The sequence below is a fragment of the Streptomyces sp. CS113 genome (assembly GCF_002188365.1).
In the GTDB taxonomy this organism is placed as follows: Bacteria; Actinomycetota; Actinomycetes; order Streptomycetales; family Streptomycetaceae; genus Streptomyces; species Streptomyces tendae.
Genome location: NZ_KZ195574.1, coordinates 2,040,010 through 2,062,561 on the forward strand (window position 1 = coordinate 2,040,010; position 22,552 = coordinate 2,062,561).

General features: G+C 69.3%; 15 protein-coding genes. 4 read left to right on the plus strand and 11 right to left on the minus strand.

Going from position 1 to position 22,552, the window contains the following annotated elements; genetic code table 11:
• Window positions 1-232: 232 nt before the first annotated feature.
• On the minus strand, window positions 233-1,279 hold the full coding sequence (locus B9W62_RS08840; protein WP_256976244.1) for a PLL family lectin: 1,047 nt from the start codon (window positions 1,277-1,279) through the stop codon (window positions 233-235).
• Window positions 1,280-1,612: 333 nt separating this feature from the next.
• Here B9W62_RS08840 and B9W62_RS08845 point away from each other — a divergent pair, with 333 nt between their 5' ends.
• Entirely contained in the window at window positions 1,613-2,722 is a 1,110-nt protein-coding gene (locus tag B9W62_RS08845; protein WP_373433675.1) for an LCP family protein, read from the plus strand.
• A 58-nt stretch (window positions 2,723-2,780) separates the two neighbouring features.
• Here B9W62_RS08845 and B9W62_RS08850 read toward each other — a convergent pair whose 3' ends face one another.
• Complete coding sequence (locus B9W62_RS08850; RefSeq protein ID WP_087806648.1) at window positions 2,781-3,806, minus strand: PLL family lectin; 1,026 nt, start codon at window positions 3,804-3,806, stop codon at window positions 2,781-2,783.
• A 109-nt stretch (window positions 3,807-3,915) separates the two neighbouring features.
• Here B9W62_RS08850 and B9W62_RS08855 point away from each other — a divergent pair, with 109 nt between their 5' ends.
• Complete coding sequence (locus tag B9W62_RS08855; RefSeq protein WP_087806649.1) at window positions 3,916-4,293, plus strand: PIN domain-containing protein; 378 nt, start codon at window positions 3,916-3,918, stop codon at window positions 4,291-4,293.
• A gap of 67 nt (window positions 4,294-4,360) precedes the next feature.
• Here the strand turns inward: B9W62_RS08855 and B9W62_RS08860 are convergent, their stop codons facing one another.
• The gene (locus tag B9W62_RS08860; protein ID WP_087806650.1) at window positions 4,361-5,872 is read right to left on the minus strand and encodes an amino acid permease; all 1,512 of its coding nucleotides are present in this window, start codon (window positions 5,870-5,872) and stop codon (window positions 4,361-4,363) included.
• Window positions 5,873-6,039: 167 nt separating this feature from the next.
• Complete coding sequence (gene dxs, locus B9W62_RS08865) at window positions 6,040-7,968, minus strand: 1-deoxy-D-xylulose-5-phosphate synthase (protein WP_087806651.1); 1,929 nt, start codon at window positions 7,966-7,968, stop codon at window positions 6,040-6,042.
• Between the two features lie 383 nt (window positions 7,969-8,351).
• On the opposite strand from dxs, the gene B9W62_RS08875 reads away from it, so the two are divergent.
• Window positions 8,352-9,875 (plus strand): chitinase, encoded by a 1,524-nt coding sequence (locus tag B9W62_RS08875; RefSeq protein WP_087806653.1) that lies wholly within the window; start codon window positions 8,352-8,354, stop codon window positions 9,873-9,875.
• Window positions 9,876-9,981: 106 nt separating this feature from the next.
• On the opposite strand, the gene B9W62_RS08880 is transcribed toward B9W62_RS08875, so the two are convergent.
• The 7 genes from B9W62_RS08880 to ngcE form a co-directional block, all read right to left on the minus strand.
• On the minus strand, window positions 9,982-11,274 hold the full coding sequence (locus B9W62_RS08880) for a sugar ABC transporter permease (RefSeq protein ID WP_087806654.1): 1,293 nt from the start codon (window positions 11,272-11,274) through the stop codon (window positions 9,982-9,984).
• Complete coding sequence (locus tag B9W62_RS08885) at window positions 11,271-12,062, minus strand: ATP-binding cassette domain-containing protein (protein ID WP_179235403.1); 792 nt, start codon at window positions 12,060-12,062, stop codon at window positions 11,271-11,273. The genes B9W62_RS08880 and B9W62_RS08885 overlap by 4 nt, the downstream gene beginning before the upstream one ends.
• Before the next feature lie 162 nt (window positions 12,063-12,224).
• Window positions 12,225-13,328 carry an ABC transporter substrate-binding protein gene (locus tag B9W62_RS08890; RefSeq protein WP_179235968.1) on the minus strand — a complete coding sequence of 368 codons (1,104 nt, stop codon included), beginning with the start codon at window positions 13,326-13,328 and terminating at the stop codon, window positions 12,225-12,227.
• A gap of 133 nt (window positions 13,329-13,461) precedes the next feature.
• The gene (locus tag B9W62_RS08895; protein ID WP_087806657.1) at window positions 13,462-14,673 is read right to left on the minus strand and encodes an ROK family transcriptional regulator; all 1,212 of its coding nucleotides are present in this window, start codon (window positions 14,671-14,673) and stop codon (window positions 13,462-13,464) included.
• 193 nt (window positions 14,674-14,866) lie between these two features.
• Window positions 14,867-15,790: a carbohydrate ABC transporter permease gene (locus B9W62_RS08900; RefSeq protein ID WP_087806658.1), complete on the minus strand. Its 924-nt coding sequence runs from the start codon at window positions 15,788-15,790 to the stop codon at window positions 14,867-14,869.
• Between the two features lie 3 nt (window positions 15,791-15,793).
• Window positions 15,794-16,720: a carbohydrate ABC transporter permease gene (locus B9W62_RS08905; protein WP_087806659.1), complete on the minus strand. Its 927-nt coding sequence runs from the start codon at window positions 16,718-16,720 to the stop codon at window positions 15,794-15,796.
• An 85-nt stretch (window positions 16,721-16,805) separates the two neighbouring features.
• The gene (gene ngcE / locus B9W62_RS08910; RefSeq protein ID WP_087806660.1) at window positions 16,806-18,254 is read right to left on the minus strand and encodes an N-acetylglucosamine/diacetylchitobiose ABC transporter substrate-binding protein; all 1,449 of its coding nucleotides are present in this window, start codon (window positions 18,252-18,254) and stop codon (window positions 16,806-16,808) included.
• Between the two features lie 427 nt (window positions 18,255-18,681).
• Here ngcE and B9W62_RS08915 point away from each other — a divergent pair, with 427 nt between their 5' ends.
• Window positions 18,682-22,488 carry a GH92 family glycosyl hydrolase gene (locus tag B9W62_RS08915; protein ID WP_087806661.1) on the plus strand — a complete coding sequence of 1,269 codons (3,807 nt, stop codon included), beginning with the start codon at window positions 18,682-18,684 and terminating at the stop codon, window positions 22,486-22,488.
• Window positions 22,489-22,552: the final 64 nt, after the last annotated feature.

The following is a 22,552-nucleotide window of genomic DNA, read 5'->3' on the forward strand; positions in this document are numbered from 1 at the left end:
GCGCCTTGGACTAGAAGAAGCACGCATTCCCAGACACGGGGGCCCATCACCCCCGATTCGACCGCGATCGCCACACACCGGCAATCCATCAAACTTTCACATAATGGTTTCCTAAAAGTCCAGATCAAGACAGCAGACAGACAGCCTGTGGCGCGTGACGATCACCACATGCAACGGATACAACCATTTGTCGATCTGGACTTTCAGTGCAACGTGCTGTAAAGGCGTGCGCTCAACTGCTGGGCAGGCGGTCCCAGTCGGAGAGGACCAGTCCCGGCTCCGGCCGCTGCCTGTTCACCAGAACGGCGCCGTCCGCGCCGACCATCGCCATGACGATCCGGCCGTGCCCGTCCAGTGCCAGCGCCGGAGTACCGACGCAGGACAGCCCGGTGTCGGTCCACCACAGCCCACCGGACTCGGCACCGGTGCCGCACACGCCCAGCACGGCCGTTCCCATCCGCCCCTGGTGGGCGAGGACCGTGCAGTCGTAGCCGTCGACGGTGGCGCGGAGCGTGGCGTGGGACCCTTCTCCCGGTGCCCCGCCGGCAGGGAAGGCCCACTCACCGGGTCGCTGCGCGTAGACGCCCGTCCCGCTCTGTTCGGACCAGTAGGCGGTGAACACCCCGGGCGCGGTCTCGAGGAGCGCTGCCGAGCCGGGTACGGGAGCCGGGGTGAGGTCCTGCGCCCGGCGCAGATCCGCCCGCGGTTCCGTCTGCACCCAGTGCATGACCGAGCGGTGTCCCGGCGCGAGCAGTTCGACCAGTCCGGCCGAGCTCGCCGCGGCGCTCAGCCCGCCCGCGACCGCGCCGCCGCGCAGGTCCTTCCATGCCTCCCAGGCCCCGCTCTTGGCCTCGCGCCGCAGCATGACCCCGCCGGGGCCGCCGGACACGAAGACGTGCACCGTGCCCTGTCCGTCGACGGCGGCAGCCGGCGCACCGAGGCTCGCCGCCTCCCTCGGATCGCGGAAGGGGTTGCCGAGGGAGCGCCAGTCGCCGAGCGTCCGCCCCGTCTGGTACTGCACGGCGTAGACCAGATCGGCCTTCGGTCCGTCACCGCCGGGCCGCTCCCTGCGTCCGATGAAGTGCGCGTAGCGGTTGGCCCCCTGGGCCACGGCGAGAGACGTCAGCCCTTCGACGGGGAAGAAGTCCGGCCCGCTGAAGCGGGCGCTGCCCACCGCGGTCTCCGTCCAGCGGTGCACGCCGCCTTCGACCGGCGCGTACACACTGAGGCGGGCGTCGGTCCCGCGCAGCAGCCACGACCCCGTGGCCGCGGACGTCACGGACAAGCGCTGAGGCCGCGCCTCGGCCGCGGCACCGGTTCGGGTCCCCCGGTCCACCGCCTGCGCACCTCTGCCGCGCATGTGTGCCGTCCCCTCCTACGCCGGTCCTGGTGTCCACAGATGACTCCAGAATTCGCCACATCATACGCACGACCGAACAGGTGTCCCGGCGCCCTGCCGAGGCGCACACCGGGCACATCGGGTCGTACGCGTGCTCGATCGGGTGTCTATAGTTCAATGCCAACCAAGCGTCAGCCGAGCAGCACCGACCCGGCCCCTCACGGGAGCGGCCAGCTGCTCCTGCCCTCTGGGCACGAGTTGCGAGGACCCGCCGTGAGCCACGACCTGAGCACCCCCGTGCCGCCTGCCCCTCAATCGCCGCGCGAGGGGCGCGGGAGCCGAAGAGCCGGAAAGAACGGGAAGAAGAAGCGCCGCACCGGCCGAAACATCCTGCTCGGCCTGGCCGTACTCGTCGTCGCCGCGGCCGGTACCGGTTACTGGCTCTACAGCGACCTCAACGGCAACATCGACGGCGTCGACATCAATGACGCCATCGGCAAGGACCGGCCGGAGAAGCTCCCCACCTCGGGGCAGAACATCCTGATCCTCGGCTCCGACTCGCGCGCGGGCGACAACGCCGAACTGAACACCGGCAAGGTCGCGGGAGCCCGTTCGGACACGGCGCTGGTGATGCACATCCCCGAGGGCCGCAAGGAGGCCGTCGCCGTCAGCATTCCGCGTGACACCCTGGTGACCCGGCCCGAGTGCACCAAGCCGGACGGCTCCGAGGTGGCCTCGGCCGAGCGTGTGATGTTCAACTCCGTCTACTCGCAGGTCGGTCCGGCGTGCGTGGTCAAGACGGTGGAGAAGATGTCCGGGGTCCGCATGGACCACTACGTCGAGATCGACTTCGCGGGCTTCAAGGGCCTGGTGGACGCGATAGGCGGCGTCACCGTCACCGTCGACCAGGACATCCACGACAAGTCCAGCGGGCTCGACCTGGCGGCCGGCACGCACAAGCTGAACGGCACGGACTCGCTGGCCTTCGTGCGCACCCGGCACGGCGTCGGTGACGGCAGCGACCTCGGGCGGATCGGGCTCCAGCAGGAGTTCATGATCGCCCTGCTGAGCGAGATCAAGAAGCAGGATCTCCTGGGCAGCCCGACCAAGACGTACAAGATCGCGGACACGCTCACCGCGGCTCTCACCACCGACTCCGAACTCGCCTCGCTCACCGCGCTCGCGGACTTCGGACGCAGTCTGAACGGCGTGGACCCGTCCACGATGGAGACCATCATGCTGCCGGTGGCGTACGACAAGATCGACCCGAACCGGGTGGTGGCCGCGGAGCCGCAGGCGTCCACGCTCTGGAAGGCGATCCGCAGCGACGAGGACATCCCGGAGTCGGCGAAGAAGTCGCCCGCGGGCGGCAAGACGTCCTGACCCTCGGCCGGCCGGTCCGTCAGGGGAGGGCCCCTCTCCCCTGACGCACGCCGCCCCCTCAGACCGCCTCCCACGCCCCCATCGCCAGCCCCGCCTCGTCCTTCCGTCGGGACAGCAGCAGCTGTCCCGACGACGGGGACAGGGTCGCCGCCACCAGGCGGGCGTCGGCGTCCAGGGTGAGGGAGACGGTCGCGTCGGCCGGCAGGGCGGGGCCCGACTCGGTCCAGGCCGCGCCCATCTCCTCCAGCTCCGTGGGGTACGCGGCGAAGGCGACGCGGCCGCTGCCGGCCGAACGCTGGGCGAGCAGCGTGCAGTCGTGGCCGTCGATGACGGTGCGGACGGCGGCCACGGGGCCGGGGCCGGCGGCGGCCACCAGGGGGGTCGGCTTCCCACCGGGGCGCCAGGCGCACAGTTCACCCGTGCCGGCGTCGGTGAAGTAGACCGTGGTGTGCTCCGCGGAGGTCGCCAGGGCGCGCAGGGTGCCCGGGCGGACGGCCGCGTCGAGACGCTCCCCCAGCACCGGTCGCGCACCCGCCTTGTCCTGGCTCCAGTGCAGGATGCCGCCCTCGACGGGCGCGTACAGCTGGACCAGGCCGGAGTCGGTCGTAACGGCGGCCGGCGACTCCTGGACGCCGCGGCCCTTCAGGTCCCGCCAGGGCTCCCAGCCGCCCTTCTCCTGCTGGGCCACCATGCTCATGCCGCCGCCCCCGTTGCGGACGAAGACATGGGCGCGGCCCTGCGCGTCGACCGCGACGGCGGGGGTTCCGGTGCGGTCGCCCTGCTTGTTGGGGTGGCCGGCCGGCTGCCAGTCGAGGGGCGCGAGCAGCGGCCGGAAGTGCGTGGTGTGCACCAGGGCACAGCGGCCGGCGCCGGTCGGGCGCCAGGCGACCAGGTGGGCGTAGCCGTCGGGGCCCCGGCCGGCCGCGAGGCCGCCCGGGTGCAGTTCCTGGTCGCCGCCGATGCGGCGCGGGGCCTCCCAGGGGCCCGCGGGCGCGCGTTCGGCGCGCCACAGGGCGGCGTCGCCCGACGGGAGGTACACACTGAGGCGGCCGTCGCGGCCGAGGAGAAGCCAGTCGCCAATCACCGCATCACTCTAAGCGGGGCCGTCGGCTCCGTGTCGGTCGGGTACGGCCCTCGCGCTCGGCCCGGGCCGGCGGAGCGGACCGGCGGAGCGGGCGTGCGACCCTGGCGGGATGGAAGAGAACGCGTCCCTGCTCGTGGTCGTCGACGCCGCGAACGTGGTCGGCTCGGTGCCCGACGGCTGGTGGCGGGACCGGCGCGGGGCCGCGGAGCGGTTGCGGGACCGGCTGGCGGCGGACGGGGTGCCGGGGCGGGCCGGGCCGGTGGAGGTCGTGCTCGTCGTCGAGGGCGCGGCCCGCGGGGTGGAGTCCGTGACCGGTGTGCGGGTGGAGTCCGCGCCCGGCAGCGGGGACGACCGCATCGTCGAGCTGGTCGCGCGGGCGGCCGGCGACCGCCCCGTGCTGGTGGTGACGGCCGACCGGGGGCTGCGCGACCGGGTGACGGAGCTGGGCGCGGAGGTCGCGGGGCCGAGGACGGTACGGCCCGTGTGACGGCCGCGGCGCGCGCACCCGGGCCGACGGTGCGCGCGCCGCGCCGCTCACACGGCCCTGCGACGGGTTACGGGCCCTTGGGGGCGGGCGTCTCGGCCGGTGTCTCCTCGCCGCGGGCCAGGCGGCTGTGGGTGCGGCCGTAGAGGAAGTACACGACGAAGCCGATCGCCATCCAGATGGCGAAGCGGACCCAGGTCTCGGCGGGCAGGTTCAGCATCAGCCACAGCGAGGCGGCCACGGACACGATGGGCAGCAGCGGGACCAGCGGGGTGCGGAAGGCGCGCGGCAGGTCGGGCCGGGTCCGGCGCAGGATGATCACGCTGATCGCGACGATGACGAAGGCGAAGAGCGTGCCGATGTTCACCAGTTCGGCCAGCTCGCTGAGGCTGGTGAAGCCGGCCACGATCGCGATGACCACGCCGAGCAGGATGGTCGGCCGGTAGGGGGTGCGGAACTTCGGGTGGACGTGGGAGAAGAAGCGCGGCAGCAGTCCGTCGCGGCTCATCGCGAAGAACACCCGGCTCTGGCCCAGGAGCAGGATCATGCAGACCGTGGTCAGGCCGACGGCCGCGCCGAAGCTGATCACGCCCGAGAAGAAGGGATGTCCGGTGGCCTTGAACGCGTCCGCGAGCGGGGCGTCGACGGACAGCTTGGTGTAGTGCTGCATGCCGGTGACGACGATCGAGACCGCGACGTAGAGGATGGTGCAGATGATCAGGGAGCCGAGGATGCCGCGGGGCATGTCGCGCTGCGGGTTCCTGGTCTCCTCGGCGGCGGTGGCGACGATGTCGAAGCCGATGAAGGCGAAGAAGACGACCGAGGCGGCCGTGAAGATGCCCATCACGCCGAAGTTGGCCGGGGCCCAGCCGAACATCAGCTGGATCAGTGGTGAGTGCAGTCCCCCGCCCGCCTCGACGGGCTGCGACTTCGGGATGAAGGGGTCGTAGTTGGAGCTCTTGACGAAGAAGGCGCCCGCGATGATCACGATGAGGACGACCGCCACCTTGATGGCGACGACGAGCGAGGTGATCCGCGCCGACAGCTTCATGCCGAGCACGAGGATGGCGGTGAGCACCAGCACCAGGGCGGCGGCGAGGATGTCGAAGCCGAACCCGTCCGCGCCGTCCCGCCCGCCCAGCTCGGCCGGCATGTGCCAGCCCGCGTTGTCCATCAGCGAGCGGATGTAGCCCGACCAGCCGACGGCCACCACCGCCGTGCCGAGCGCGAACTCCAGGACCAGGTCCCAGCCGATGATCCAGGCGGGCAGTTCGCCCAGCGAGGCGTAGGAGAAGGTGTAGGCGGAGCCGGCCACCGGGACGGTGGAGGCGAACTCGGCGTAGCACAGCGCGGCGAGCGCGCAGACCACGCCGGCGACCACGAACGCCAGGGCCACGGAGGGCCCGGCGTTGTTCTTGGCGACGGTGCCGGTCAGTACGAAGATGCCGGTGCCGATGACGACACCGATACCGAAGACCGTCAGGTCCAGCGCGGACAGGGATTTCTTGAGCGCGTGCTCGGGTTCCTCCGTGTCACGGATGGACTGCTCGATCTTCTTCGTCCTGAACAGGGTGTTGCTCACGGGGACCTCCCACGCTTGTCGTCCTCGACATGATCGAGAGGGGGCGTACTGCGTATGCCCCGGCGTAGGCGATTTCACGCGGATGGGCCGGTTCCGCCACTGCATCGAGTGGCGGAACCGGCCCATCCGGCCCAGTGCGGAGTTGCGGAGCCCCGCGGCGGGCGGTGTCAGTCGCGCGCGGCCTCCACCTGGTCCACCTCGGCGCCCGCCCGGTCGTACCTGCCGTCGAGCTTGGCGACCAGGCCGGTGACCTGGCGCGCGATATCGGGCGCGGTGAGCCCGATCTCGGCCAGCACCTCGGCGCGGGAGGCGTGGTCGAGGAAGCGCGGCGGGATGCCGAAGTCGCGCAGCGGTACGTCGACGCCGGCGTCGCGCAGGGCCTGGGCGACGGCGGAGCCGACACCGCCGACCCGGGAGTTGTCCTCGACGGTGACGACCACGCGGTGCCGCTCGGCGAGCGGGGCCATGGCCTCGTCGACGGGCTTGACCCAGCGCGGGTCGACCACGGTGGTGGAGATGCCCTGCTTGTTCAGCAGGTCGGCGATCTCCAGGCACATCGGCGCGAGGGCGCCGACGGAGACCAGGAGCACGTCGGGCGTGTCCGTGCCGGGGGCGCGCAGCACGTCCATGCCGCCGACCCGGCCGACGGCGGGGACCGCGGGGCCGACCGCGCCCTTGGAGAAGCGGACCACGGTCGGGGCGTCGTCCACCGCGACGGCCTCGCGCAGCTGGGCGCGGACCTGGTCGGCGTCGCGCGGGGCGGCGAGCCTGAGACCGGGGACGACCTGGAGGATCGACATGTCCCACATGCCGTTGTGGGAGGCGCCGTCGGTGCCGGTGACGCCGGCCCGGTCCAGCACGAACGTCACGCCGCACTTGTGCAGGGCGACGTCCATCAGGACCTGGTCGAAGGCCCGGTTGAGGAAGGTGGCGTACACGGCGAAGACCGGGTGCACCCCGCCGTGGGCGAGGCCGGCCGCGGAGACCGCGCCGTGCTGCTCGGCGATCCCGACGTCGTAGACGCGGTCCGGGAAGGCCTTGGCGAACTTGTCGAGGCCGACCGGCTGGAGCATCGCGGCCGTGATGGCGACGACGTCCTCGCGCTCCTTGCCGAGCTTGAGCATCTCGTCGCCGAAGACGGACGTCCAGTCGGCGCCGGAGGTGGAGATGGGCAGGCCGGTGTCGGGGTGGATCTTGCCGACGGCGTGGAAGCGGTCGGCCTCGTCCTGGAGGGCGGGCTGGTAGCCACGGCCCTTCTCGGTGAGGCAGTGCACGATCACCGGGCCGCCGAAGCGCTTGGCGCGGGTGAGGGCGGACTCCAGGGCCTCCAGGTCGTGGCCGTCGATCGGGCCGACGTACTTGAGGCCGAGGTCCTCGAACATGCCCTGCGGGGCGATGAAGTCCTTGAGGCCCTTCTTGGCGCCGTGCAGGGTGTCGTAGAGGGGGCGCCCGACGACCGGGGTGCGCTCCAGGACCTCCTTGGTGCGGGCCAGGAAGCGCTCGTAGCCGTCGGTGGTGCGCAGGGTCGCCAGGTGGTTGGCGAGGCCGCCGATGGTGGGCGCGTAGGAGCGCTCGTTGTCGTTGACGACGATGACCAGGGGGCGGTCCTTGGCGGCGGCGATGTTGTTCAGCGCCTCCCAGGCCATGCCGCCGGTGAGGGCGCCGTCGCCGATGACGGCGACCACGTGGTCGTCGCGCTCGAGGACCTGGTTGGCCTTGGCGATGCCGTCGGCCCAGCCGAGGACCGTGGAGGCGTGGCTGTTCTCGATGACGTCGTGCTCGGACTCTCCTTGCGAGGGGTAGCCGGACAGGCCGCCCTTCATCTTGAGCTTGGAGAAGTCCTGGCGGCCGGTGAGCAGCTTGTGCACGTAGGACTGGTGGCCGGTGTCCCAGAGCACCTTGTCCTTCGGCGAGTCGAAGACCCGGTGCAGGGCGAGGGTGAGTTCCACCACGCCGAGGTTGGGGCCGAGGTGGCCGCCGGTCTTGGAGACGGCGTCGACGAGGAAGGTACGGATCTCCTCGGCCAGCTGAGTCAGCTCTTCCAGGCTGAGCCGGTCCAGATCGCGCGGTCCCGTGATGCGGGTCAGCAGCGGCACCCGTGCCTCCTTGCAGTAGAGCTGTTGCCGGGCTCGTCGAGTCTAATGTTCCGCTCCGGCGGAACGTGTCCGGGCGGTGCGTCGTACGTCACGCGTTCGGCCTTACCCAGGGGCGGGCCGTTCTACGTCTTCCCGGACCTCGTCTTCCCCGTCCGCGTCGTCCGGCACGTCGCGCAGCGGCTTGGGGACACCTTTACCCGGGTGGTCCAGTCCGGGGAGCGCACGGTGTCCAGGCCCGGTGGCGCCCGGCCCGGCGGATTGGTCTAGTCCCATTCTGGTCCAGACCATTGCGGTCCCGGTTGCCGCGGCGATATCCCCGTACCCGGCAACACCCCAGCACAGCACGGGAATCGACGTTCCACCCCACACACACCGGGACTGACATGAGACGCATGCGTTCCATCCGGGCGGCCCTCACCGCGGCCGCCACCACCGTGGCCGCGGTGGGCCTCGCGCTGTCCGGCACCGGCACGGCCGAGGCGGCGACCCCGCTGCCGGACCGGGTCTTCGCGCCGTACTTCGAGGCCTGGACCGGCGAGAGCCCGGCCGCGCTGGCCGCGCAGTCGGGGGCCAAGCACCTCACCATGGCCTTCCTCCAGACCGCGACCCCGGGCTCCTGCACGCCGTACTGGAACGGCGACACGTCGATGCCGATCGCGCAGTCGGCCTTCGGCGCCGACTTCGACACCATCCAGGCGAACGGGGGCGACGTCATCCCCTCGTTCGGCGGCTACACGGCCGACACCACGGGCACCGAGATCGCCGACAGCTGCACCGACGTCCAGCAGATCGCCGCGGCCTACGAGAAGGTCGTGACGACCTACGACGTGAGCCGGCTCGACATGGACATCGAGATCGACGCGCTGGACAACACCGCGGGCATCGACCGCCGCAACAAGGCCATCAAGCTGGTCCAGGACTGGGCCGCCGACAACGGCCGCGACCTGGAGATCTCCTACACGCTGCCCACGACCACCCGCGGCCCGGCGAGCAACGGGGTCGCCCTGCTCGAGAACGCCGTGGCGAACGGCACCAGGGTCGACGTCGTGAACCTCATGACGTTCGACTACTACGACAACCAGCAGCACGACATGGCCCGGGACACGCAGACGGCGACCCAGGGGCTGCACGACGTGCTGGCCCGGCTCCACCCGGGCAAGTCCTCGGCCGAGCTGTGGCACATGATCGGCGTCATCGAGATGATCGGCGTCGACGACTTCGGACCGGCGGAGACCTTCACCCTGGACAACGCCCGCACGGTCTACGACTGGGCCCTGGACCAGGGCATCAACACGCTCTCCTTCTGGGCGCTCCAGCGGGACAACGGGAGCTGCGCGGGCGGCGGCGCGGCCGACAACTGCTCCGGCATCCAGCAGAACACCTGGGACTTCTCGCACATCTTCGCGCCCTTCACCAGCGGCAGCACCGCCCCGGAGAACGACTTCTCCCTCTCCGCCACCCCGGCCTCCGGCACGGTGACCGCGGGCGCCTCGGCCACCACCACGGTGAAGACCGCGGTGAAGTCGGGTCAGGCGGAGACGGTGCAGCTCAGGGCGAGCGGGGTCCCGGCAGGAGTCACCGCGTCCTTCAGCCCCGCCTCGGTCACCGCGGGCGGGCAGTCGACGCTCACCCTCGCCACCACCGACCAGGCGGTCTCGGGCACGTACTCCGTCACCGTCACCGGCACCAGCCCGTCCGGCAGCCACAGCACCACGTACGCGCTGACCGTCACCGGCGGCAACGGCAACCAGTGCACGGCCGCCCCGTGGAACTCGGGCGCGATCTACACCGGCGGGCAGCAGGTCTCCCACGAGGGGCACACCTGGAAGGCCAAGTGGTGGACGACCGGCGAGGAGCCCGGGACCACCGGCCAGTGGGGCGTCTGGCAGGACCTCGGCGCCTGCTGAGCGCCCCGGCCGGGACGGCACCCACAGCGGCGGCACCGACGGGAAACGGTCCGCCCGCCCGGGGCTCAGCCGGGCGGGCGGACCGTCGTCGGCCGTTCGGCGCGGGTTACGCGCGGCCGGCCGTCTTCTGCGTCTTGCGGGTGATCGCGTCGATGACGACGGTCGCCAGCAGCACGCCACCGGTGATCATGTACTGGACCGGCGAGGCGATGCCCTCCAGGGCGAGGCCGTACTGGATCGAGACGATGACCATCACACCGAGCAGCGCGTCCCAGGTGCGGCCGCGGCCGCCGAACAGGGACGTACCGCCGATCACGGCCGCGGCGATGACGTTCATCAGGAACTCACCGGTGCCCGCGCCCTGGTTCGCGGAGGCGATCTTCGACGCCACGAAGAGGCCGCCGATCGCCGCGAAGCCGCCGGCGATGGCGAAGACCGAGATCCGGACCAGCTCCACGTTGATACCGGCACGGCGGGACGCCTCGACACTGCCACCGAGCGCGAAGATCTTGCGACCGTAGGCGGTGCGGCGCAGCACGAAGTCCGTGAGCAGCAGGAACGCCAGGAAGATCACCACGGCCAGCGGGAGGCCCTTGTACTGGTTGAAGACGATCGCCACGGCGAAGGCCAGGATCGCGAGCAGCACCGTGCGCACGATGATCTCGTTCAGCGGCCGGGACGGCACCCCGGCGGCCTCGCGGCGGCGGTTGTCGAAGAACGCGGAGAGGAAGTAGCCCGCGGTCACCACGACCGCCAGACCGTAGGCGGCGGCCACGTCGCTGAAGTAGTAGCTCGTCAGCTTCACCACGACGCCGTCGGAGTCGAGGTTGATCGTGCCGTTGTCGCCCAGGATCTGGAGCATGAAGCCCTGCCAGAACAGCAGTCCGGCGAGCGTCACGGCGAAGGCCGGGACACCGATGCGGGCGAAGACGAAGCCGTGGATGGCACCGGCGACGGTACCGGTGAGGATCGCCAGCAGCAGGGCGAGCCACTCGTTCATCCCGTGCGTGACGCTCAGCACCGCGAAGGTGGCGCCCGCGACACCGCTGACCGAGCCGACCGACAGGTCGATCTCGCCGAGCAGCAGCACGAAGACGATGCCGACGGCGATCATGCCGGTGCCGACCATGGCGACCGACATGTCGGAGAAGTTGCCGGCGGTGAGGAAGTTGGAGTTCAGGCTGGTGAAGATGGCCCAGATGATCAGCAGACCGACGACGACCGGTATGGACCCGAGGTCACCGGCCTTCATCTTCCGCTTGAACTCGCCGAGGTAGCCGGCGAAGCCCTGCTCGCGCACCAGCAGCCGGGGGTCGACGGCCGTGACGGCGGCGGCCGCCGCGTCGGTGTTCTCCACCGCGTCGTCCGCGGCGGGGGTGGAGGTCTTGTCGATGCTCACTTCTTGATCTCCCCATTTGCGCGTGCCGCACGACGGGTCACGGCGTTCTCCGTGGCGCCCGTGATGGCGGAGATGATCTCTTCCTGCGAGGTCGACTTGACCTCGAAGACGCCGTTGTTGCGCCCGAGGCGCAGGACGGCGACCTTGTCGGCGACCGCCTTGACATCGGCCATGTTGTGGCTGATGAGGATGACCGCGTGGCCGCGCTCGCGCAGCCGCTCCACCAGGTCGAGGACCTGCGCGGTCTGCTCGACGCCGAGGGCGGCGGTGGGCTCGTCCAGGATGACCAGCTTGGGCTCGCCGAGCATGGACCGGGCGATCGCCACGACCTGGCGCTGACCGCCGGAGAGGGAGGCGATCGGGATGCGGACGCTGGGGATGCGGATGGACAGCGTGTCGAGGAGCTCGCGGGAGCGGCGCTCCATCTCCACTTCGTCCAGGACGCCGCGGCGGCGGACCTCCCGGCCCAGGTAGAGGTTGCCGACGACGTCGATGTTGTCGCACAGCGCGAGGTCCTGGTAGACCGTCGCGATGCCGAGGTTCTGGGCGTCGTGCGGCCTGTTGATCGAGACGGCCTTGCCGTCCCACTCGATGGCGCCCTCATCGATGGGGTGCACGCCGGCGATCGTCTTGACCAGCGTGGACTTTCCGGCGCCGTTGTCGCCCACCAGGGCGACCACCTCACCGGCGTGGACCTCAAGCTCTACCTCGGTGAGCGCCTGGACGGCACCGAATCGCTTGGAGACCCCGCGCAACGCCAGCACGGGCGTAGCGGACACGTGAACCATCTCCTTCGCCGCCTGACCCGGCGGGAGGTTGTACAGAAGTATTTGGGGGGGGGTGTTCCGTCCGGCGCCCCGCGTAGCTTGCGGGGCTGATGGGTGCGGGGCGCCGGAGGAGCTGGGGCGGCCGGTCCCGGGCGGCTCAGCAGGCTCGGGACGCGGGTCCGCTTACTTGAGGCCGATCTTGTCGCAGGCGGCCTTGTACTTGTCCGTGCAGATCTCGTCGATCGTGTAGAAGCCGTCCTTGATGACGGTCTCCTTGATGTTGTCCTTGGTCAGCGAGACGACCGGGACGATGACCGCGGGGATGCCCTTGGCGGTGGCGGAGTCGACCTTGTCGTTGGCGATGGAGTCGAGCGACTCGCCCTTGGCGAGCGCGACGGCCATCTCGGCCGCGGTCTCGGCCTCCTTCGGGTACGACTTGAAGACGCTCATGTACTGCTCACCGGTGACGATGCGCTGCACGCCCGCGAGCTCGGCGTCCTGGCCGGTAACCGGGACGTTGGAGATGCCGGCGGCCTTCAGGGCGGTGATGATGCCGCCCGCCATGCCGTCGTTGGCGGAGTAGACGCCCTGGATCTTGTCCTTGCCGAGGGCGGAGATGGCGCCCTCCATGTTGGCGTTGGCGTTCTCCGGCTTCCACTCCTTGGTGTCGTACTCGCGGCCGACCTTCACCTTGCCGTCGAGGGCGGCGTGCGCGCCCTCCTTGAACTGGGCGGCGTTCGGGTCGGTGGAGGAGCCGTTCATCATGACGATCTGGGCGTCCTTGGCCTTGTCGCCCAGCGCCTGGAGGAGCGCCTCGCCCTGCGTCTTGCCGACGGTGACGTTGTCGAACGAGGTGTAGGCGTCGATGGGGCCCTCCGCCAGGCGGTCGAAGGCGACGACCTTGATGCCGGCGTCCTTGGCCTTCTTGACCGAGCCCGCGATCGCCTTGTAGTCCACCGCGTCCACGATCAGCACGTCGACCTTGTTGGTCACCATCGTGTCGACCTGCTGGTTCTGAAGGCTGGCGTCCTGCTTGGCGTTGGCGTAGACGACCTCGCCCTTGTTGTTCGTGAGCTCCTTGACCTTCTTCTCGATCATGGGCTTGTCGAACTTCTCGTACCGCGCGGTCTGGTTCTCGGGAAGGAGCAGACCGACCTTGATGTCGTCGCCCTTCTTCGCCGCCGAGTCGGACGAGTCGCTGCCGCCGTCGGACTCCTTGGCGCTGCCACAGGCGGCGAGCGAGACGGCCATCGCGGTGGTGGCAACGGCAACGGCGGCACGACGCATACGCGTGTTCACTTCACAAACCTCCCTGACGAGGCCGCGTCGTTGCGGCCGAGGTGGCTGGAAGTCAACTCGGCCACACGTGCGACGTCAAGAAGTAAATCCTTAACGAGATGACAACGGTGCCATCCGTGCTCTAAGTGAAGGCAGGCGTGGCCGCCGGCAGAGCGCCGGTCGCAGACCCGTCCAAGAGCGTCGAATCGCCCATCTCGCTGAGGGCGAGGGCGAGCGCCCCGAGCACCTCCGCACGGCCCCCGAGGGCCCCGGGAAGCACCGAGAGTTGCCGCGCCGCGCTGGGGATGGCGTAGCGCCCGACGGACTCCCTTATCGGCCCGAGCACCAGCTCACCGGCCTCGGCGAGATCGCCGCCGAGGACGACGCGGCTCGGGTTGAGCAGGTTGCAGAGATTGGCGACTCCACTGCCGATGTGGCGGCCGACGTCGGCGATCACCCGACGGCAACCGGGATCACCGTCCCGGGCCAGCCGCACGACGCCCTCCATCGTCAGATCGGTGCCGTGGCCGGGCTGGAGGAGCGGAAGCACATAGCGTGCTGCCGCGAAGGTCTCCAGGCAACCCCGGTTTCCGCACCGGCAGACGGGACCGGCCTCATCGAGGGTGATATGACCGATTTCTCCCGCAGTGCCGCCGGGGCCGCGATAGATCTTCCCGTTGATCACCAGACCGGCGCCGACGCCGCTGGCGACCTTGATGTACGCCAGGTCCCGCACTCCCCGGCCGCTGCCCCAGACCAGCTCGCCCAGGGCGCCGAGGTTGGCGTCGTTGTCCACGTGCACCGGCACGCCGAGCCGCCCCCGCAGCTCCTCGGCGGGCCGGATGCCGCCCCAGCCGGGCAGGATGGCGGTCGAGCCCAGCGTCCCGGACTCCACGTCGATCGGGCCCGGCACGCCCAGGCCCACCCCGGCGATCTTGGCGCGGTCCACGCCGGTGGCCGCGATCAGTCGGCTGACCAGCTGTTCCGCCCGGTCGAAGCCCTGGTCCGAGGAGGCGTCGACGTCCAGCGGCTCGGACTCCTCGGCGAGCACCTGGTGGGCCAGGTTGCCGATGGCGACGCGCAGGTGGGTGTGGCCGAAGTCCACGCCGATGACGATGCCGGCGTCCCCGCTCAGCGAGACGCTGCGGGCCCGGCGGCCGCCCGCGGAGGTGGGCGTGACCTCGACGGTTCCGCCGTCCTTCAGTTCCCGGACGATGTTCGAGACCGTGGCCGCGGACAGGCCCGTCGTCCTCGCGATCTCCGCCTGCGTGAGCGAACCGGCGAGCCGTACCGCCCGTACGACGCGTTCCAGGTTGGCTCGGTGCAGCGACGACTGCGACCCCGGAGTCTCCACGACGACCTCCTGCGCGCGGGGCCGCTTCGATGAGGCCCCTTCCATGTCCAACTAGTGAACTCTAAGCTGAGCCGTTCGGGTCACCTCCCGTCAAGAGGTTGAACCGCATCCGGCTCTCCTCCGTGGTCGTCCGCGCACACACGAGCATGCCGCCCCCGGGCTGTGGGAGCGGCATGCGCGGGTTCGCGGTGTGCTACTTCAGGGCGCCCGCCGTGAGCCCCTGGACCACCTGGCGCTGGAAGATGATGTACGCGGCCAGCACCGGCAGCATCGCCATGACCAGGCCGGCGAACAGGCCCGACCAGTCGCCCTTGTACCCCTGGCTGACCGCCAGCTGCACCAGGCCCTGGGTGAGGACGTGCTTGTCCGGGTCCGTGTTCAGCACGGTCGGCAGCATGTACTGGTTCCACTGGCCCAGGAAGTTGAAGATTCCCACGCTGATCAGGCCGGGCTTGGCCATCGGCAGCATGACCTGGAAGAAGGTCCGCGAGTGGGAGGCACCGTCCACGAACGCGGCCTCGGCCACCGAGGTGGGCAGGGTTCTGAAGAACCCGGTCAGGAAGAACACCGTGAAGGGCAGTGAATAGGCGATGTAGACCAGGATCAGCCCGTGGATGGTGTTCAGCATTCCCATGTTGTCCACCACGTAGAACAACGGGACCAGGGCGAGCATGATCGGGAAACTCATGCCGGCGATGAACAAGTAATAGATGAACCGGTTGCCCGGAAACTCGAACCGGGCCAGCACATAGGCCGCCATGGATCCCAGCACCAGCGTGCCGATGAGGGAACCGCCCACCACCAGAACGGTGTTGAGGAAATAGTCGCTCATGTGGGCCTGGGACCAGGCCCGCGACCAGTTGTCGAAGTTCAGCTTGTCGGGCAGCGACCAGGGCGAGCCGAAGATGGAGGCGTCGTCCTTGAAGGAGGTCATCACCGCCCACACCAGCGGCATGCCGACCATGATCGCCCAGATGACGAGGACGCCGTGGGAGAAGACGTTGAGGGTGGTGCCCTCCTTCTTCCCCTCCTTGAGTCCGCCGGGGGCGGCCTGGGCCTTGATGACGGGCGTGCCGGGCTCGGCGGGCACGGGGGCGGGGGTCTCGGTCGTCTTCATTGATCAGTACTCCAGCCGCTCGCGCCGGCCCAGCCGCATCACGACGGCGGCGAAGGCCAGCGTGACGAGGAGCAGGGCGACGCCGATGGTGGTGGCGTAGGCGGCCTGACCGTCACGGAACGCCTTCTGGTACACGTACAGGACCATGACGGTGGTCGAGTAGTCGGGTCCGCCGGGTCCGGTCGTCATGATCTGCACGACCGCGAACGACTCGGCGCCCAGCGCGAGGATGCCCATGTAGACCCAGCCGGACTGGACGGTGTCCCACAGCAGCGGCAGGGTCACCTTGAAGAAGGTGCTGGCCCGGTTCGCGCCGTCCAGCAGCGCGGCCTCGTACAGCTCCGCCGGGATGGAGGCCATGCCCGCGGAGAAGAGGACCACGAAGAAGCCGACCGTCGACCAGACCAGCACGGCCATCACGCACCACAGGGCGATGTTGGGGTCGCCGAGCCACAGCGGCTGGACGGAGTCCAGGCCGATCCCGCGCAGCAGCGAGTTGATCGCGCCGCTGTCCGGGTTGTACGCGAACTGGAACAGCAGGGCGACGATCGCGATGGACAGGACCTGCGGGAAGAAGTACACGATCTTGTAGAAGCCGGAGCCGCGCACACCGGTGATCGCCGGGCCGCCGCGGCGGCGCCGTCCGCCGACGTTGATCATGAAGGCGAAGAAGAGCGCCAGGCTGAGTGTCACCAGCGGCACCAACAGCGCGAACATCACGCTGTGTTGCAACGACTTCCAGAAGATGTCGTCGTCGAGCATCCGCGAGTAGTTGTCGAAGCCGACCATCTTGAACTCGGGACTCAGCCCCGTCCAGTCCGTGAACGAGTAGTAGATGGACTGGATGAACGGCCAGATGACGAAGAGCGCGTACAGTCCCAGGGGAACCGCCAGGAACCCCACGATGAACCGGTACTTGCCGTGCTGCATTGCTACCGACCCCGATCTGCGCGCGGGTGGCGCCGCCAGGGCCCGCCCGGCGCGGTGGCGCCGGACAGGCCCTGGTGACGCGTCCTCACTGGTGCTTGTAGTGCTTGATCGACGAGTCCTTGGCGGCTTCGTCGGCGTAGCCCTGGATCTTCTTGATGGTCTCGGCCGGGGTCATCCGGCCCGCCATCATCTCGCCCAGGCAGGAGACGCCGATCTTCTCCTTCTGGAGCTGCACGTACCAGTCCTGCATGCGCGGGTTCACCACGTTGTCGCCGGCCAGCTCCAGCGCCGCGACGCCCGACTTGAGGCCCGGGGTCAGCTCGATGCCGTCGGTGCCGCCGTTGTAGGCGCTCAGGGACTTCACCTTGCTGGTGAAGTTCTTCGAGGACCCCTCGCTGAGCATGATGCGCAGCTGCTCCATGCCGCCGGCCCCGTTGGCCGCCTTGGCCGGGACGATGAAGGGCTCGCCGCCGGACGCCCACATGGTGCCGAAGGGCATCTTGTCGGAGTCGTCGATGCCGGGCGGCGCGGAGACGGCGAGGTCGAAGTCGGCGGGGATGACCTTGGCCGACTCGTTCTCCACCCAGGAGCCGTTGGGGATGAAGAGGGCCTTGCCCTTGGCCCACGCGGTCTGCGACTGGATGTGGTCCAGGCCCGGGGTGCCCTTGAGGACGTAGCCCTTCTTGTACAGCTCGTACCAGGCCTCGAAGACCGTCTTGACCGCCGGGTGCTTCCAGGCGTTGGGCTCCAGGTTGTCGATCGCGTCGAGCACCTCGCGGCCGCCGACCTTGGCGATCATCGGGGACATCGAGAAGGGGATGTAGTACGGGTACTTGCCGGCGTAGGTCCAGCCGGCCATGCCCTTCTTCTTGGCCTTCTCGCAGACCGCGAGCATCTCGTCCCAGGTCTTCGGGTACTCCGCGTCCAGGGAGTCCAGGGCCTTCTGGGAGTACCAGTTGCCGTACACCGTGTAGGCGTAGTACATGATCCAGACCGGTTCGCCGTCGAACTGGCCCATCTCCACGATGCCGGGGCGCAGCGTGTCGCGGACCTTCTTGTTCGGGTCGTCGTAGGACGGGGCGTCGAGCAGCGGGGTGAGGTCGGCGAGCTGCTTCTTGCCGACCAGGACGCCCATGTCCATCTGCTCGGCGCCGGAGTTGTCGACGAGGTCCGGCGGGTTGCCGCCGTTGAAGCGCGGCTGGAGGGTGGACTGGATCTTCTGGGTGGCGGAGAACTTCACCTTGGCCTTCGGGAAGGCCTTTTCGTACAGCTTCACGGCGTCCTCGGCGTACTCCTTGCCGAAGCCGCCGTCGAAGAGGACGAATTCCATCTGGGCGCTGTCGTTGACCGCGAGCGGGTTCTTGGCGGACTTCTCGCCCGCCTCGGCCTTCTCCTGGTCGTCCCCGCCGCCGCTCGCGCAGGCGGACAGGAAGCTCATCGTGGGTACGGAGATCAGGCCGAGCGCGGCGGACCGCTTGATCAGATCGCGGCGGCCGACGCCCGTACCGTTGTTCTCGGCGGAAGTGGATCCCATGCTCAAGTCCTCGCCTTCTCCAGGACTCAGGCGGTGAACCGGATCCTCCCCGGCACCGCGATCGGGTCACGCTGGGTCGTGCAGGAAATGCGGGTACTGCTGTGCTCTCACAGATGGTGTCACTGCTGTTCGGGCGCCTTGGGCGGTTCCTCGTCGCGGTTCCCCCCGTATCCCCCGGTGGCCGACAGGTATAGTCCACTTTCCGTCGGCGGAGCAAGATCGAATGCAAGGTTCGCGGTACGTCTTTTCCGAGTTGAGACCTCCCGGAAATATGAGTGGCCCGTGCACCGCATGCCGGAGGAATACCTGCCATAAGCCCCGAACGCCACATCCAACACCCTTGACATCACATGCCACTTGACCCCTACTGGTCCTTGCGCAGTTGATTTGACAACGTTGTCCCGCGCGCAGGGAGGGTGGCCAGGACATGCAGTACAGAGTTCGGCACAGATGGGGTCCGGCGGTCGTCATGACGACCGCCTTCGCCTTGGCGGTGGGTTCTCAGGGGGCGGCGGTCGCGCTCCCGGGCGCGCCCGCGAAGGCCGACCGGGAGTTCGCGTCGTCCTTCGAGACCGACGATCCGGCTCCGGACTGGACCGACACCGTGGACACCGGCACGGACGGCCGCAAGCGGGCCTCCGGTGTGGACGGCGGGTACAGCACCGGCATACCCGGCAACGTCACCGAGAACGTCACCGGTGTGCGCGCGAGCGCCGAGAACACGGGCGGCCGGGAGGTGAAGGAGAACCTCGTCGACAACGAGCCGGCCACCAAGTGGCTCACCTTCGCGCCGACCGGCTGGGTCGAGTTCGACCTCGACGCACCGACGAAGATCGCCAAGTACGCGCTCACCTCGGCCAACGACCACGACGAACGCGACCCGCTGGACTGGACGCTGAAGGGCTCGGCGGACGGCGAGACCTGGCAGACGCTGGACACCCGCGCCGGGGAGCACTTCGGCGAGCGGTTCCAGACCAAGACCTACGAGCTCGCCGAGACCGCCGAGTTCCAGCACTTCCGGCTGGAGATCACCAAGAACAACGGGGCCGGCGACGCGCTCCAGCTCGCCGACGTGCAGCTGGCCACCAGCGACACCGAGGTCCCCACGCCCGAGGACATGCTCTCCTTCGTCGACGAGGGACCGGTGGGCTCGCCGACCGCGAAGGCGAACGCCGGGTTCACCGGCACCCACGCGCTGCGCTACGCGGGCCGGCACACCGCGGACGGCCGGGGCTACTCGTACAACAAGGTCTTCGACGTGAACGTCAAGGTCGACCGGCGCAGCGAGCTGTCCTACAAGGTCTTCCCGTCGATGGCCGACGGCGACCTCGACTACGACGCCACGAACGTCTCCGTCGACCTCGCCTTCACCGACGGCACCTACCTGAGCGACCTCAAGGCCACCGACCAGCACGGGTTCCCGCTGACGCCGCGCGGTCAGGGCGACGCCAAGATCCTCTACGTGAACCAGTGGAACAGTGTGAAGTCCGGGATCGGTTCGGTCGCGGCCGGCAAGACCGTCGACCGGATCCTGCTGGCGTACGACTCCCCCAAGGGCCCGGCGAAGTTCCGCGGCTGGCTGGACGACGTGGCGATCGAGCAGGCCAAGCCCGAGCGTCCCAAGGCCCACCTGTCGGACTACGCGCTCACCACCCGCGGCACCAACTCCAGCGGCAGCTTCTCGCGCGGCAACAACTTCCCCGCGACCGCCGTGCCGCACGGCTTCAACTTCTGGACGCCGGTGACCAACGCCGGTTCGCTCAGCTGGATCTACGAGTACGCCAGCGGCAACAACGACGACAACCTGCCCACCGTGCAGGCGTTCTCCGCGAGCCACGAGCCGAGCCCGTGGATGGGTGACCGGCAGACCTTCCAGGTGATGCCCTCGGCCGCCTCCGGCACCCCGGACACCGGCCGGGACGCCCGCGAGCTGGCCTTCCGGCACGAGAACGAGACGGCCAGGCCGTACTACTACGGCGTGCGGTTCGAGAACGGCGTCAAGGCCGAGATGGCGCCGACCGACCACGCGGCGATGATGCGCTTCACCTACCCCGGTGACGACGCCAGCGTCATCTTCGACAACGTCGAGGACAACGCCGGCCTGACCCTGGACAAGGAGAACGGCACCTTCACCGGCTACTCGGACGTCAAGTCCGGCGGCTCCGCCGGTGCCACCCGCCTCTTCGTCTACGGCGAGTTCGACAGCTTGGTCACCGGCGGCGACTCCAGCGGCGTCAAGGGCCACCTGCGCTTCGACGCGGGCCGGGACCACGCCGTGACGATGCGCATCGCCACCTCGCTGATCAGCGTGGACCAGGCGAAGGACAACCTGCGCCAGGAGATCCCGAAGCGCGCCTCCTTCGACAAGGTCAAGCGCGACGCCCAGAAGCAGTGGGACAAGATCCTCGGCAAGGTCGAGGTGGAGGGCGCCACGCAGGACCAGCTGACCACGTTGTACTCCGGCCTCTACCGGCTGTACCTGTACCCGAACGCGGGCCACGAGAAGGTCGACGGAAAGTACAAGTACGCCTCCCCGTTCTCCAAGGCGGTCAAGGAGAACACGCCGACCGAGACCGGCGCCAAGATCGTGGACGGCAAGGTCTACGTCAACAACGGCTTCTGGGACACGTACCGGACCGCCTGGCCCGCGTACTCCTTCCTCACCCCCTCCCAGGCCGGTGAGCTGGTCGACGGCTTCGTGCAGCAGTACAAGGACGGCGGCTGGACCTCGCGCTGGTCCTCCCCCGGCTACGCGGACCTGATGACCGGCACCTCCTCCGACGTGGCCTTCGCCGACGCCTACGTCAAGGGCGTCGACTTCGACGCCAAGGCGGCGTACGACGCGGCGGTCAAGAACGCCACCGTGGTGCCGCCGTCCTCGGGCGTGGGCCGCAAGGGCATGGAGACCTCGCCGTTCCTCGGCTACGCCGGTACCGAGACGCACGAGGGCCTGTCGTGGTCGCTGGAGGGCTACCTCAACGACTACGGCATCGCGAAGATGGGCGAGAAGCTCTACAAGGAGACCGGCGAGAAGCGGTACAAGGACGAGTCCGCGTACTTCCTCAACCGCGCCCAGGACTACGTCAACCTCTTCGACGCCAAGGCCGGCTTCTTCCAGGGCAAGGACAACAAGGGCGACTGGCGCGTGGACTCCGAGAAGTACGACCCCCGCGTGTGGGGCTACGACTACACGGAGACCAACGGCTGGGGCTACGCCTTCACCGCCCCGCAGGACAGCCGGGGCCTGGCCAACCTGTACGGCGGCCGGGACGGCCTCGGCGACAAGCTCGACGAGTACCTCTCCACCCCGGAGACGGCCTCCCCGGACCTGAAGGGCTCCTACGGCGGGGTCATCCACGAGATGGTCGAGGCACGCGACGTCCGCATGGGCATGTACGGGCACTCCAACCAGGTCGCCCACCACGCCCTGTACATGTACGACGCGGCCGGGCAGCCGTACAAGACGCAGAAGAACATCCGCGAGGTGCTCCAGCGGCTGTACACCGGCAGCGACATCGGGCAGGGCTACCACGGCGACGAGGACAACGGCGAGCAGTCGGCCTGGTTCCTCTTCTCCTCGCTCGGCTTCTACCCCCTGGTGATGGGCAGCGGCGAGTACGCCATCGGGTCCCCGCTGTTCACGAAGGCGACGGTGCACCTGGAGAACGGCCGCGAGCTGGTCGTCAAGGCGCCGAAGAACAGCACGAAGAACGTCTACGTGCAGGGCCTGAAGGTCAACGGCAAGCGCTGGAACTCCACTTCGCTCCCCCACTCGCTGATCGCCAAGGGCGGCGTACTGGAGTTCGACATGGGCGCGAAGCCCTCCTCGTGGGGCACGGGCGACAACGCTGCGCCGCCGTCGATCACCAAGGACGACGAGGTGCCGGCCCCGCGCACCGACGCCGTCACGGGCCAGGGCCCGCTGTTCGACAACACCTCGGCGACCGACGCGAGCGTGGCCGCGGTGGATCTGCCGGTGTCCGGCGAGGGCGCCAAGGCGGTCCAGTACACGCTCACCTCGTCGGCGGACCGCACCAAGGCACCGGCCGGCTGGAAGCTCCAGGGCTCGGCCGACGGCACCACCTGGAAGACGCTGGACGAGCGCTCCGGCGAATCCTTCGCCTGGGACCGGCAGACGCGCGCGTTCTCGGTGAAGACCCCGGGCTCGTACGCCAAGTACCGCCTGGTCCTGGACGGCACGCACACGCTGGCGGAGGTGGAACTGCTGGCCTGAACCCGAAGGTGAGCACAGGATGACGTCGCGGGGTACGCCGGGTGACCGGCGTACCCCGCAAAAG

What these genes read in the sequence shown, in the direction of transcription:
- B9W62_RS08855 (WP_087806649.1), top strand. Translation starts at nt 3,916, where the DNA reads ATGGAAGAGAACGCGTCCCTGCTCGTGGTCGTCGACGCCGCGAACGTG.
- B9W62_RS08875 (WP_087806653.1), top strand. Translation starts at nt 8,352, where the DNA reads ATGAGACGCATGCGTTCCATCCGGGCGGCCCTCACCGCGGCCGCCACC.
- B9W62_RS08885 (WP_179235403.1), bottom strand. Translation starts at nt 12,062, where the DNA reads ATGGTTCACGTGTCCGCTACGCCCGTGCTGGCGTTGCGCGGGGTCTCC.
- B9W62_RS08890 (WP_179235968.1), bottom strand. Translation starts at nt 13,328, where the DNA reads ATGCGTCGTGCCGCCGTTGCCGTTGCCACCACCGCGATGGCCGTCTCG.
- B9W62_RS08900 (WP_087806658.1), bottom strand. Translation starts at nt 15,790, where the DNA reads ATGAAGACGACCGAGACCCCCGCCCCCGTGCCCGCCGAGCCCGGCACG.
- B9W62_RS08905 (WP_087806659.1), bottom strand. Translation starts at nt 16,720, where the DNA reads ATGCAGCACGGCAAGTACCGGTTCATCGTGGGGTTCCTGGCGGTTCCC.
- ngcE (WP_087806660.1), bottom strand. Translation starts at nt 18,254, where the DNA reads ATGGGATCCACTTCCGCCGAGAACAACGGTACGGGCGTCGGCCGCCGC.
- B9W62_RS08915 (WP_087806661.1), top strand. Translation starts at nt 18,682, where the DNA reads ATGCAGTACAGAGTTCGGCACAGATGGGGTCCGGCGGTCGTCATGACG.